Source organism: Ensifer sp., assembly GCF_035999135.1.
Lineage (GTDB): Bacteria > Pseudomonadota > Alphaproteobacteria > Rhizobiales > Rhizobiaceae > Ensifer.
Genome location: NZ_DASYGZ010000238.1, coordinates 1 through 14,219, shown reverse-complemented (window position 1 = coordinate 14,219; position 14,219 = coordinate 1). Strand labels below are relative to the sequence as shown.

At 63.9% G+C, this 14,219-nt stretch carries 5 protein-coding genes; 3 read left to right on the top strand and 2 right to left on the bottom strand.

Annotated elements, in window-relative coordinates:
- Positions 1–22: 22 nt before the first annotated feature.
- The 3 genes from VGO12_RS31050 (at position 23) to VGO12_RS31040 (ending at position 11,312) form a co-directional block, all read left to right on the top strand.
- A complete protein-coding gene (locus VGO12_RS31050) occupies positions 23–922 on the top strand; it encodes a LysR family transcriptional regulator (protein WP_327516585.1) in 900 nt (299 codons plus the stop codon).
- 354 nt (positions 923–1,276) lie between these two features.
- On the top strand, positions 1,277–9,904 hold the full coding sequence (gene ndvB / locus VGO12_RS31045) for a cyclic beta-(1,2)-glucan synthase (RefSeq protein ID WP_327516584.1): 8,628 nt from the start codon (positions 1,277–1,279) through the stop codon (positions 9,902–9,904).
- Between the two features lie 253 nt (positions 9,905–10,157).
- Positions 10,158–11,312: an OpgC family protein gene (locus tag VGO12_RS31040; RefSeq protein ID WP_327516583.1), complete on the top strand. Its 1,155-nt coding sequence runs from the start codon at positions 10,158–10,160 to the stop codon at positions 11,310–11,312.
- A 22-nt stretch (positions 11,313–11,334) separates the two neighbouring features.
- Here VGO12_RS31040 and VGO12_RS31035 read toward each other — a convergent pair whose 3' ends face one another.
- Together VGO12_RS31035 and VGO12_RS31030 are read right to left on the bottom strand one after the other, a co-directional pair.
- Entirely contained in the window at positions 11,335–11,967 is a 633-nt protein-coding gene (locus VGO12_RS31035) for a LysE family translocator (protein ID WP_327516582.1), read from the bottom strand.
- Between the two features lie 149 nt (positions 11,968–12,116).
- On the bottom strand, positions 12,117–13,874 hold the full coding sequence (locus tag VGO12_RS31030; RefSeq protein ID WP_327516581.1) for a glucan ABC transporter ATP-binding protein/ permease: 1,758 nt from the start codon (positions 13,872–13,874) through the stop codon (positions 12,117–12,119).
- Positions 13,875–14,219 lie beyond the last annotated feature (345 nt).

The following is a 14,219-nucleotide window of genomic DNA, read 5'->3' as shown; positions in this document are numbered from 1 at the left end:
ACTATGTTGATGCGAGGGCGGAATGAAGTTGAGCCGCAGACTGGTTCCTGACGTAACGACGCTGCAGGCGTTCGAGTGCGCGGCGCGACACGGCAGCTTTACCCAGGCGGCGGCCGAACTGAACCTCACCCAGAGTGCCGTCAGCCGTCAGATCAAGGATCTCGAAAACCAGCTCGGCGTCCTCCTGTTCGAGCGCGTGCGCCAGCGGGTGATCCTGTCGGATGCCGGCCAGAAGTTCCTGCCCGAGGTGCGCCGTCTCCTGAACCAGACCGAGGAACTGATGGTGCGGGCAATGGCGTCCGCCCGGGCGGACTCGACGCTGTCGATCGCGTCGCTGCCGACCTTCGGCAGCCGCTGGCTGGTGCCGCGCCTTCCCGATTTCCTCAAGCGCCACCCGGACACGGTCATCAACATTGCCTCGCGCTCGGCGCCCTTCGACTTCGAGGAGCAGAACTTCGATCTCGCCATCCACTACGGCCAGCCGGTCTGGGCGCGCGCCACCTGCAGCTATCTCTGCAGCGAAATCATCGTGCCGGCCGCAAGTCCGGCGATGCTGGCAGCGCATCCGGTCGCGTCCCCGGACGATATCGTCACCGGGCCGATGCTCCATCTCGCCACAAGGCCGAAGCTTTGGGCGCAATGGTTCGAAGCCAACGACATGGACGGGCGCGGCGCCTATCGCGGCAACCGCTTCGACCAGTTTTCGATGGTGATCGAGGCGGCGACCGCAGGGCTCGGTTTTGCCCTTCTGCCGCGATACCTGATCGAGCAGGAGCTTGCGGCGGGGACTTTGCGCATCGTGCTAGACCGGCCGATGCAGACGGAAAACAGCTATTATCTCGCCATCCCCGAAGGCAAGCTCGAGAACCCGATCAGCCTGGCGTTCCGCGAGTGGATCACCGAGCAGGTGGCTGAGCGCTGACGCGCTTTTGCGCATTTCGAGGGAACCTTCGCTGCCCCATCACGTTTCGCCTTGTCTGCCATCCGCGATGAAGCTTGAGAAGGGGCAAATTGAGAGAGCTGTATCGAAGTGCCAAGGGGGCGCGCACTGAGGCCGGTATCGGCCTGAAACGACTGTGCGCAAATCGTCCAAACTTGTATGAGCAATCCTTGCAAGCTGTTGGCACCACGGCTAAAAAATGCCATTTTCATGCATCACCGCGGCCTTGAAAATCAATGCGCCGCCGGCTTTGCAATCTCCGATGCCCAGTCGTGGGCGGTGCCTGTTACCGCCAGGTTCCGGATTCCCGGGACGTGACGGTGGATGGGAGGGCACATGACTGTGTCTAGCAACGCGCCGGCGAAGCCTGAATTCTCAGGACCGCAGCCAACCCGGCACCCCGACGAGGGCCGGGCCGATCAACCCCGGTTGGATTCAGAACCCGTACCCATGCAGCTTCAAACTACGCCGCCCACCGCTCCGCGCGAACCGGAAGCCAAGCAGATCGACTACAACGATTCGATCCGCGCGACCTTCTTCTCGATGGAGGACCTCCGGCAATGCGGTGAGAACCTCGCATTGAAGGGTGTCTCCTCGCTGCCGGGGTTCTTCCCGTTCGAGTTTCGGCCGCGGCATCGGGAAAACGAACACGAGATCCTGCGCGTCTATCGGGCGACCGCAGCCGACGTGGAGGCGGGCGCGACCATCACGCCGGCCGCCGAGTGGCTGCTGGACAACCATCACGTCGTCGAAGAGGCGATCCAGGAAGTTCGGCGCGACTTTCCGCGCCGGTTCTATCGCCAGCTCCCCACACTCTCGGTTTCCGGCACGGTCATTCCACGCACCATGGCGCTTGCCTGGCTCTATGTCGCCCACACCCACAGCACCGTTACGCGCGAAAGCGTCACGGCGATCGTCGAGGGCTTCCAGAAGCACGAGACCTTCAAGATCGGCGAACTCTGGGCGCTGCCGTCGATCCTGCGCTTCGTGCTCATCGAGAACCTGAGGCGGATCGCGATCCGCGTCGAGCGTTCGCGCGGCATGCGCCGCAAGGCCAACGACGTCGCCGACCAGATCGTTCGCCTGAACGATCCGGAAAGGTGCCGGGCGCTGCTTGCCGAATCCGAGGCGCTCGCGGCCGACAACACCTTCGTCGCGCAGTTGCTCTATCGAATGCGCGACGGCTCGCAAACGTCAGGCGCGGTCATCGCCTGGATCGAAGAGCGGCTCGAAAAGCGCGGCAGCGACGTCGAGAGCGCGCTGGTCGCTGAGCAGAATCGCCTGTCATCCGGCAACGCGACGATGAGCAACATCATCCGCAGCCTGCGCGAGATCGACGACACCGACTGGGCCGTCTGGTTCGAAAGCGTCAGCAAGATCGACGCGGCGCTGCGCGAAGGCACCGACTACGCCGCCCTCGACTTCGGTTCGCGCAACAAATATCGCGACACGATCGAGAAGCTGGCGCGTCGCTCGGGTCATAGCGAATACGAAGTGACCCAGATCGCGGTCGAGATGGTGCGCGAGGCGGAACAGGCCGCCACGACGGAAGCGCCGCTGCAGGAACCGAACGTCGGCTCCTTCCTTGTCGGCAAGCAGCGCAAGGTGCTGGAAAAGAAGATCGGTTACCGGCCGTCCGTGCTGCAGACGATCATCCGCCTCAGCCGCAAGCTCGACTGGTTCGCGATCGCCGGGCCGAACATCCTTTTGACGATCCTGGCGATGATCGCCGTCTATTCCTTCGTCAGTCCGATGGCGATCCCGAGCGGCGCCAAGCTGATCATGCTGCTGCTCTTCGCCCTGCCGGCCTCCGAAGGCGCGATGGGGCTGTTCAACACGCTGGTGACGCTGTTCGTCAAACCATCCCGCCTCGTCGGATACGAATTCATCGACGGCATCCCGCAAGACGCCCGCACGCTGGTCGCGGTGCCCTGCCTGATCTCCAAGCGTGACCATGTCGACGAACTGGTGCGCAATCTCGAGGTCCACTACCTCGCCAATCCGCGCGGCGAGATCTACTTCGCGCTGGTCAGCGACTGGGCCGACAGCAAGGACGAGGAAACGAGCACCGATACGGACGTTCTCGACTATGCCAAGCGCGAGATCGCCCAGCTCTCGGCGCGCTATGCCTATGACGGCAAGACGCGCTTCTACCTCTTGCATCGCCGCCGCCTCTACAACGAGCAGGAAGGCGTTTGGATGGGCTGGGAGCGCAAGCGCGGCAAGCTGCACGAGCTGAACATGCTCTTGCGCGGCGACCGCGACACCTCGTTCCTGCAGGGCGCCAACACGGTGCCGGAAAACGTGCAGTACGTCATGACGCTCGATTCCGACACGCGCCTGATGCGCGATGCGGTGACGAAGCTCGTCGGCAAGATGTACCATCCGATCAACCGCCCCGTGGTAGATCCGAAGACCCAGGACGTGATCGCCGGCTACAGCCTGCTGCAGCCGCGCGTGACGCCGTCGCTGACGACCGGCAGCGAAGCATCGGCCTTCCAGCGCATCTTCTCGTCCAACCGCGGCATCGACCCTTATGTCTTCACCGTCTCCGACGTCTACCAGGACATCGCCGGCGAAGGCAGCTTCACCGGCAAGGGGCTCTACCATGTCGACGCCTTCGAGGCGGCGCTGAAGGGCCGGATCCAGGAAAACGCCGTTCTCAGCCATGACCTGCTCGAAGGGTCCTACGTGCGCTGTGCGCTCGTGACCGACGTCGAGCTCGTCGAGGACTTCCCGACCCGCTACGAGGTCGAGATGTCGCGCCAGCATCGCTGGGCCCGCGGCGACTGGCAGCTCCTGCCCTACATCTTCAATTTCTCGAACGGGCTGTCGATGCTTGGTCGCTGGAAGATGTACGACAATCTCAGACGCTCGCTGATCCCGCTCGCCTGGCTCGTCGCCTCGGTCATGGGCTGGTACTACATGGAGCCGACCGAAGCGCTGATCTGGCAGATCGTGCTGATCTTCAGCCTGTTCGTGGCGCCGACCCTGTCGCTCATCAACGGCCTGCTGCCGCGCCGCAACGATATCGTTGCCCGCGCGCATCTTCATGCCGTGCTCAACGAGGTGCGCGCCGCCAATGCGCAAGTTGCGCTGCGCATCGTCTTCATCGCCCACAATGCGGCAATGATGGGCGATGCGATCGTGCGCTCGCTGTACCGTACCTTCGTCAGCGGCAAGCTGATGCTCGAATGGCGCACCGCCGCCCAGGTCCAGAGCGCAGGTCACGGCACGATCGGCGACTACTACCGCGCCATGTGGATCGCGCCGGCACTGTCGGCGATCTCGCTGGCGCTTGCGGCGATCTCTGACACCGGCCTGCCCTTCATCGGCATTCCCTTTGCGCTTTTGTGGGCACTCTCCCCAGCCGTTGCCTGGTTCGTCAGCCAGTCGGCCGAAACCGAGGACCAGCTTGTCGTCTCCGACGAGGCGATCGACGAGATGCGCCTGATTGCGCGCCGCACCTGGCGCTATTTCGAAACCTTCGTCACGGCCGAACAGCACTTCCTGCCGCCGGACAATTTCCAGGAAACGCCGCAGCCGGTGCTCGCCGAGCGGACCTCGCCAACCAATATCGGCGTGTATCTGCTGTCGGTGATGTCGGCGCGCGATTTCGGCTGGATCGGCTTCGAGGAGACGATCAACCGGCTGGAGCAGACGATCGCCACCATCGACCGGATGCCGAAATACCGTGGTCACCTGTTCAACTGGTATCGCACCAACACGCTCGAAACCATGGAGCCGCGCTACATCTCGTCGGTCGACAGCGGCAACCTCGCCGGCCACCTGATCGCCGTTTCGTCGATGTGCCGCGACTGGGCCGAAGCGCCGTCCGCGCATGTGCAGGGCAGCCTGACCGGCATCGGCGACGTCGTCGCCATCCTGCAGGAAGTGCTGCGCGACCTGCCTGACGACCGCAAGACGGTCCGGCCGCTGCGCCGGCTGATCGAGGAACGCATCGTCGGCTTCCAGAACGCGCTCGCCGCCGTCATCCGCGAGCATGAATTCGCGTCTATCCGGGTGATCAACCTCGCGGTGCTCGCGCGCGACATGCACAAGCTGACGGTCAACCTCGACCACGAGGTGCGCACGCCGCAGAGCGGTGAAGTCACGAAATGGGCGAATTCGCTGGTCACGACCTGCGAAGCCCATATCGCCGACGGCGTCTTCGATCTTGGCGCCATAGAGACGCTGCGACAGCGTCTGCTGGTCCTGAAGGACCGGGCGCGTGACATCGCCTTCTCGATGGATTTCGGCTTCCTGTTCCGGCCGGAACGGCGGCTGCTGTCGATCGGCTTCCGCGTCAACGCCAACGAGCTCGACGAGGCCTGCTACGACCTTCTGGCATCGGAAGCGCGGCTCACCAGCCTGTTCGCGATCGCCAAGGGCGACCTTCCCACCGAGCACTGGTACAAGCTCGGCCGGCCGATCGTGCCGATCGGCGCACGCGGTGCGCTGATCTCCTGGTCGGGCTCGATGTTCGAATATCTGATGCCGCCGCTGGTCATGCAGGAGCGGCAGGGTGGCATCCTCAACCAGACCAACAATCTGGTGGTCAAGGAGCAGATCAATCACGGTCGTCGTCTCGGCACGCCCTGGGGCATTTCGGAAGCCGCGTTCAACGCGCGTGACCACGAGCTCACCTACCAGTACACCAATTTCGGCGTACCGACGCTCGGCCTCAAGCGCGGCCTCGGCCAGAACGCGGTCATTGCGCCCTATGCCTCGATCCTGGCCTGCATGTACGATCCGAAGTCGGCGCTCGCCAACCTGGCCCGGCTTCGTGAAGTCGGCGCGCTCGGCGCCTACGGCTACCACGATGCGGTCGACTTCACGCCGACGCGCGTGCCCGAGGGGCAGAAATGCGCCGTGGTGCGCAACTACTATGCGCACCACCATGGCATGTCGATCGCAGCGGTCGCCAACGTCGTCTTCAATGGCCGCCTTCGCGAGTGGTTCCATGCTGACCCGGTGATCGAGGCGGCGGAACTGCTGCTGCAGGAAAAGGCGCCGCGCGACATTCCGATCATGAACGCCAAGCGCGAACCGGAATCCGTCGGCAAGGGCCAGGACGACCTGCTGCGCCCTGAAGTCCGCATCATCGAGAATCCGCTGTCGCAGGATCGCGAGACCGTGTTTCTCTCCAACGGCCATTATTCCGTGATGCTGACCGCCAACGGCGCCGGTTACGCCCGCTGGAACGGCCAGGCCGTGACTCGATGGAAGCCGGATCCGGTCGAGGACCGCACCGGCACCTTCATCTTCCTGCGTGATACGACGACCGGCGAGTGGTGGTCGACGACGTCGGAGCCGCGGCGTGCGCCCGGCGAAAAGGTGCTGACCCGCTTCGGCGACGACAAGGCGGAGTTCGTCAAGACTGTCGGCGACCTCATCAGCGAGGTCGAGTGCATCGTCGCGACCGAACACGACGCCGAGGGGCGGCGGGTGATGCTGCTCAACACCGGCACCCAGGACCGCTTCATCGAAGTAACCTCCTATGCCGAGCCGGTGCTTTCGACCGACGAGGCCGACAGCGCCCATCCGGCGTTCTCGAAGATGTTCGTGCGCACGGAAATCAGCCGTCGCGGCGACGTCATCCGCGTCAGCCGCAACAAGCGCAGTTCAGGCGATCCGGACATGGAAGTGGCGCATCTCGTCACCGACAATGCTGGTAGCGACCGCGATACGGAAGCCGAGACCGACCGCCGTCGCTTCATCGGGCCCGGCCGCACGCTTGCCGAAGCCGCCGCCTTCGATGCGGATGCGGTTCTTTCGGGAACGGACGGATTCACGCTCGACCCGATCATGTCGCTGCGCCGTGTGGTGCGCGTGCCCGCCGGCAAGAAGGTGAGCGTCGTCTTCTGGACGATCGCGGCGCCGAGCCGCGAGGAGGTCGATCGGGCGATCGACCGCTATCGCCACCCGGAAACCTTCAACCAGGAACTCATCCACGCCTGGACCCGCAGCCAGGTGCAGATGCGCCATGTCGGCGTGACGTCGCAGGAGGCCGCAAGCTTCCAGATGCTCGGCCGCTACCTCGTCTATCCGGACATGCACCTGCGTGCCGATGCGGCGACGGTGCAGGCGGGTCTTGACTCGCAGACGAAGCTCTGGCCGCTGGCGATTTCCGGCGACTACCCGATCTTCAGCCTCAGGATCAACGACGACGGCGATCTCGGCATCGCCCGCGAAGCTCTGCGTGCCCAGGAGTACCTGCGCGCCCGCGGCATCACCGCCGACCTCGTGATCATCAACGAGCGTGCCTCGTCCTATGCACAGGACATGCAGCACGCCCTCGATTCCATGTGCGAAAACCTGAGGCTGCGCGGCCTTTCGGACGGGCCGCGCCAGCACATCTTCTCGGTGCGCCGCGACCTGATGGAACCGGAGACCTGGTCGACGCTCTTGTCGGCCTCGCGCGCCGTGTTCCACGCCCGCAACGGCACGATCTCCGACCAGATCGCCCGCGCCAATTCGCTCTACTCACCGGCGCCGGCAAAGGGCGCCGAAAAGAGCGGCGAGTTCTCAGGTCCGCTGCTGGCGGCACCGCAGGAGAATGGGGACGCAGCGCCGGCCGAAATCAAGGGCGACGATCTCGCCTTCTGGAACGGCTTCGGCGGTTTCGCCGATGGCGGCCGGGAATATGTCGTGCGCCTGCGCGGCGGCGAAGCGACGCCGCAGCCCTGGATCAACGTGATCTCCAACGACAGCTTCGGCTTTCACATCGCGGCGGAAGGCGCTGCCTACTCCTGGAGCCGCAATTCGCGCGACTACCAGCTGACGCCCTGGACCAACGACACGGTCGTCAACCGTCCGGGCGAAGCGATCTTCATTCGCGACATGGCGAGCGGTACGGTGTCGACGCCCTATGCGACGCTCTCGCGCCGCCGCTCCGTCGTGTTCGAAACGGCGCACGGGCTCGGCTATTCGACCTTCCGGAGCACCCAGGACGAGCTTGAGATCGAGGCGATCCAGACCGTGCATCGCAACCTGCCGGCCAAGCTGGTGCGGGTGTCGATCCGCAACCGTGCGGCGACCGCGCGGCAGCTGAGGCTCTATGGCTACAGCGAGTGGGTGCTTGGCAACAACCGTGCGCGCTCGGCGCCGTTCATCCTTTCCAAATGGGACGAGACGGCCGAGGCGCTGGTGGCGACCAACCCCTACAGCATCGACTTCTCCGGTCGTTCCGCCTTCTTCGCCGTGGAAGGCGGAAAGGCGGCGGGGTACACCGCCAGCCGCCGGGAGTTCCTGGGCGCGCTCGGTGGCATCCTCGTGCCGCAGGCCGTTTTGTCGGGGGCAGACCTGTCCGGCTCCGTCGATGTCGACGGCGACCCCTGCGCAGCACTGGCAACCGATCTTACCATCGAGCCCGGTGCCGAGCGGCAGGTGACCTTCATCCTCGGCGATGCCGATAACGAGGACCAGCTTCGCGCCGTCATCGGCGAGTTGCGCCAGACCGCCTTCGACACGGTGCTCGAAGCCAACACCACCTTCTGGCGCGACTTCACCGACATCGTGAAGGTGGAGACACCGGATCCGGCCTTCGACGCCATGATCAACAACTGGCTGCCCTACCAGAGCCTCGGTTGCCGCATCATGGCGCGCTCGGCCTTCTATCAGGCAAGCGGTGCCTTCGGCTTCCGCGACCAGCTGCAGGACACGCTGGCCTTCCTGATCCACCGGCCCGAGCTTGCGCGCGCGCAGATCCTCAACGCCGCCTCGAGGCAGTTTGCCGAGGGTGACGTGCAGCATTGGTGGCTGCCGGGAACCGGCGCCGGGGTGCGCACGATGATCTCCGACGACGTCGTCTGGCTCGCCCATGCGGTCACCCGCTACAACACGGTGACGGGTACGGCCGACCTGCTTGCCGAGCGGCTTCCCTTCATCACGGGACCGGCGCTGGAAGAAGGGCAGCATGACGCCTTCTACAAGCCGGAGATCTCCGAAGAGATCGGCGACATCTTCGAGCATTGCGCTCGCGCCCTCGATCTGGCGATCAAGCGTACCGGCGACAACGGCCTGCCGCTGTTCCTCGGCGGTGACTGGAACGACGGCATGAACCGGGTCGGCGAGAAGGGCCAGGGTACGAGCACCTGGCTTGGCTGGTTCCTGGCCGGCACCCTGCGCGGCTTCCTGCCCTATGCCCGCGAACGCAAGGACGAGACCCGTGTCGCCCGCTGGGAAGCGCATCTCGAAGCTCTGAAAAAGGCGCTCGCCACGGCCGGGTGGGATGGCGACTACTACCGCCGCGGTTACTACGACGATGGCACGCCGCTTGGAACCAGCGAGGCGCTGGAATGCCGGATCGATTCGATCGGCCAGTCCTGGAGCGTACTGTCGGGCGAGGGCGACGACCAGCGGTCGCTGAAGGCGATGGATGCGGTCATGGCCGAGCTGGTCGATCCCGACCAGCGCATCGTGCGGCTGTTCACGCCGCCGCTCGAACGCACGGCGCAGGATCCCGGCTACATCAAGGCCTATCCGCCCGGCGTGCGCGAGAATGGCGGGCAGTATACCCATGCCGCCACCTGGGTAGCGCTTGCCTTTGCCGAGCAGGGCAGGGCGGAAGAAGCCTGGCGGGTCTTCCAGATGCTGAACCCGATCTCGCATGCCGAAACCCGCGAGGCGGCCGAGCATTACCGCGTCGAGCCCTATGTGGTTGCCGCCGATATCTACGGCGAAGGCAATCTGGCGGGGCGCGGTGGCTGGACCTGGTACACGGGTTCGGCGGGCTGGCTCTATCGTGTCGGCGTCGAGGGTATCCTCGGGATCCGCCGGCAGGGCGACAGGCTGGTCATCCGGCCGGTGTTGCCGGCGGCCTGGGACGGTTACGCGGCGGAAGTGACGCTCGACGGCACGCGGCACAAGATTTCGGTGAAGCGTGACCAGAAAAGTGGCGAGGCGATCGTCACCGTCAACAATAGTGTCACAAAAAACGCGCATGAAGGCATTTTGCTGTAACTGCCGGTATGGACGACGAGATGAAACCGGCTTTGTTCCCGCAAGGGCAAGGCCGGTTTTTCTTTGGCGATCCGCCGGCGGCACGACCTCGAAGGCCGGGTGTCGTGCCGATTTAAGCTGGTGCGACCCCGCGCGCTCAGAACTGTGCGGTGTCGCTTCTCATGGTGCCGGCCATTCCATCTCGCGGAATGGGCCGCCGGCGCCCGTTTCAACAGGGATGGGGCGGGGCGCCAAATCCTGGAAAACGCACTGCATGCTGCAAAAGACTTTTCAGGGTGGCGTGAACCCCACGTCGACCCGAATGGTTGCGAAGGAGCGCGATACCCGCCTCGACGTGTTCAGGGCGCTGTGTCTCTTGACGATCTTCGTCAATCACGTTCCGGGGCAATATCTCGAGTTTCTGACGCACAAGAATTTCGGCTTCTCGGATTCGGCCGAGGCCTTCGTGCTGATCTCCGGCCTGTCGGTCGGCCTTGCCTATGGCGGCAAGTTCGTCGCCGGCGGACGACTGGCTATGACCTTGAAGATCTGGCGCCGGGCGCTGGCGCTCTACATCGCCCATATCATGACCAGCATCGTGACCCTGGCGATCTTTGCCGGCGGCGCGCTCTATTTCGGCCGGCAGGATCTGATCGGCGAGATCAACATCCGGCCGATGGTGGAACAGACCGAGCAGGGCATCGTCGCCATGGTGCTGCTCGGACACCAGCTCGGCTACAACAACATCCTGTCGATGTATGCGGCACTGTTCCTGATGCTGCCGGCCATCCTCTGGCTGAACGGTGTCAGCAAGACGCTGTTGCTGCTCCTCTCGGCCATCCTCTGGCTGACGGCCGGCATCTTCAAGGTCGTGCCATCCAATTTCCTCGACGAGGGCTACTGGTTCCTCAATCCCTGGTCCTGGCAGTTCCTGTTCGTCATCGGCGTCGTCTCGATGACATCAGTGCGCAACGGCAGGACTTTGCCGCGGTGGCCCTGGCTGATCGCTCTTTCTGGCCTCTATCTTGCGGCCTCGGCGGTCTGGGTGCTGTTCTCCTTGTGGAGCACCGACCTTTCCTTTGGCCTGCCCGCGGTGCTGACCGGCTTCGACAAGACGTTCCTGTCGTTGCCGCGGCTGCTGCATGTGCTGGCGATTGCTTACATCGTCGCGGTCACGCCAAATATCAGCAATCTCGCGAAGCTCGACAGTGATCATCCCCTTGCTGTCGTCGGCCGCCATTCCCTGGCGGTTTTCATCTTCGGCACGATTCTCGCGATGGCGGGACAGGTGCTGCTCTTTGTCACCGGGCGAGACCCGATCCTTGGCAGCCTCTTCGTGCTCGTCGGCATCGGGCTGCATTTCGCCTACGCCTACTATCTCGAATGGCTGAAGGGTTTGACCGCGGCCAAACCATTGAGGGCGGCGTAAGAGGCGCCGCCCACCGTGGATGTCAGTTTCGGGATCCAAGGGCAAGGCGGCAGGCAAGCCCTGTGAATACGCCGGCAAGCAGATATTGCGGCAGCTTCGGGAAACGCCTGATGCCTGCGAGCCGTGCGCGCAGGTGGCTGCCGACGAGGATGACCGAGCCGTTCACCAGCAGGCCGATGCCGTTCAAGATGGTCGCAAGCACGAGCATCTGTAAGACCATCGACCCGCCACTCGCATCCACGAACTGCGGAAACAGGGCGAGCACGAACAGCGCCATCTTCGGATTGAGCAGGTTTGTCATCAACCCCTCGCCGAAGATCCGTCGGCCCGAAAGCCGCCTGAGTGACGAATTCGGAGACAGGGTCGGTACCTGCGAGCGGACGGTTTTGTAGGCGAGGTAGAGCAGATAGGCGCAGCCGGCCCAGCGCACGATCTCATAGGCAATCGGAACAGTGACAAAGAGTTGCGAAAGGCCGAGCGCCGCAGCGAGCGCATGGCAATAGGTGCCAAGCGCGATGCCGGCATAGGTAAGAAACCCGGCCGAACGGCCCTGGCTGATGCTGCGCGAGGCAATCAGCAGCATGTCGGGACCGGGCGTCGCGGTGAGCACGAGGCTCGCTGCGGCGAAGAGAGCGATGGTGGAGATATCCGGCATTGGTGAATCCCTTTGGAATTGAAGCCGGAATTCCGATCTACCAACAATCTCGGAAATGACAAGTCTTGTCGATGTGGCATTGCCGAAAACAAAACCACCCGCGTTTGACGGCGGGTGGCTGGTCTAATTTGATTGGCTTCGAGCGACGCTTACGCCGCCGTATGGCTCATGCGGACATCGTCGTCCGTCAGGATGCCGCTGGCACGAAGCAGCGCTGCGAAGCGGCCGTTGCTCTGGCTGAGCTCGTTGAACCCACCCATCTCGACGACACGGCCCTGATCCATGAAGATCACCAGGTCGGCTTCGCGCACCGTCGACAGGCGGTGGGCGATGATGAAGGTCGTGCGGTTCTTGCGCAGCGCATCGATCGCATCCTTGACGCGGGCCTCGGTCTCGACGTCGAGCGCGCTGGTCGCCTCGTCGAGCACCAGGATCGGCGCGTTCTTCAGGATGGCGCGGGCGATGGCCACACGCTGGCGCTCGCCGCCCGAGAGCCGGTTGCCGCGTTCGCCGACGACCGTGTCGTAACCCGTCGTGCGGCCCTCGATGAAGTCGCAGGCGGCAGCTGCTTCCGCTGCGGCCATGACTTCTTCGATCGTCGCATCGTCGCGACCGAGACGGATGTTGTCCGAGATCGAGCGGTTCATCAGGCCCGCATCCTGGAACACGGTGGCGATCGAGCGGCGCAGCGACTTGCGCGTCACCTTCGAGATGTCGTTGCCGTCGATCAGGATCTGGCCGTCGCGCGGCTCGTGGACGCGCTGCAACAGGTTGACCAGCGTGGTCTTGCCGGCGCCGGTCGGGCCGACGATGGCAATCGTCTGGCCGGCCTTGGCGGTGAACGATACGTTGTGCACGCCCTGGTTCGTGTTGGCAAAGTCGAAGGAGACATCGCGGAACTCGACTTCGCCCGTCACCGCGGGCAGCTCCGTTGCGCCAGCCGGCTCGTCGCGTTCGCGCACGGCGTCTTCCAGCGTGAAGAAGTCCTCAAGCTTGGCGCGGGCTTCGAAGATCTGCGTCACGAAGGCCTTCATCTGGTCGAGACGGCCGATCAGAAGGTTGGCAAAGCCGATGAAGGCGATGACTTCGCCGACGCCGAGTTCACCACGCTGCACCAGCACGGTACCGATGACGAGGATGGCCATCATCGAGATGGTCGAGGCAACGCGGTTCAGGCCGCTTGCGAGCGCCCACCAGTCGAGCACCGGGAACTGGGCCGAGATCAGCCGTTCGGTGAACTTCTTCAGCTCGCGGGTTTCGGCCTCAATGCGGTTGTAGCTGTGCACGACCGAGACGTTGCTGATCGCGTCGGAAACGTGGGAAAAGACGGTGTGATAGTGGTTTTCGACCGAAGCCTGGCCTTCCTTGGTGCGGCTCATCACGGCCTTGCTGATCATGACGTAGGCGGCGCCGAGCACGAGGAGCACCAGCGACAGGCGCACGTCCATGGCAAAGGCGGTCGGAATGAGCAGCATCAGCGCGACAGCGGTCGCCAGATGCTGACGCATGAATTCGAGCCACAGACCGAACAGGGTTTCGCAGGCGCGCAGCAGCGTGTGTAGCGCGTTGGAGGTGCCGCGCTGGCTATGCCAGGCGAGCGGCATGGAAACGATACGGCCGAAGGCCTCCGTCAGAAGCGTCGCGCGGCGGCCGTGGGCCAGCCGGTCAGCCTCGCGGGCGACCAGCACGAAGGCGACGGTGTTGAAGACACCGAGGCCTGCCCACATCAGAAGCATCGGCGTGACTTCGCCTTTCGACGAGATGGCGTCGATGATGCGGCCGAACAGGATCGGTTCGGCGATCGTAATGGCCGCCAGAATGACGTTGGCGAGCACGATCGCCGAAACACGGAACTTGTGAACCGCAAGATAACTGAGCGCTCTTGCATACACCTGGAACAATGACACTTGTCTCACCCCTTCCGGGTACCGGATTTGACGCGCCGCAGTCCTTCTGCGGCGGATGCACCCGCGTCCTCGAGGTTTTCCGTGGCGGGTCTTGGGTCCACCGTTCAAACACTCGGGGCCGCGCTGAGACGGTCTTGGCGGCACAGGAAAGCCGTTGTCGGACGCATGGACAGCCACTCGTTTTCCCGTTTCGCGCTTGAGTGCGCTTGGCGAGAATATTCATAGTCTGCTATCTGTCGTGCCAACTCCGATTTCTTGCATATTTCGCATAAGACCGGGCGTGGTATGACGGATTATCGCGGGTGCAACATGAATGGTCGCTGAACGGTGCCTTTATGTCCGGAT

Bases quoted from the DNA above. Each gene is read 5' to 3' on its own strand.
- VGO12_RS31050 (WP_327516585.1), top strand. From the start codon at position 23: ATGAAGTTGAGCCGCAGACTGGTTCCTGACGTAACGACGCTGCAGGCG.
- ndvB (WP_327516584.1), top strand. From the start codon at position 1,277: ATGACTGTGTCTAGCAACGCGCCGGCGAAGCCTGAATTCTCAGGACCG.
- VGO12_RS31040 (WP_327516583.1), top strand. From the start codon at position 10,158: ATGCTGCAAAAGACTTTTCAGGGTGGCGTGAACCCCACGTCGACCCGA.
- VGO12_RS31035 (WP_327516582.1), bottom strand. From the start codon at position 11,967: ATGCCGGATATCTCCACCATCGCTCTCTTCGCCGCAGCGAGCCTCGTG.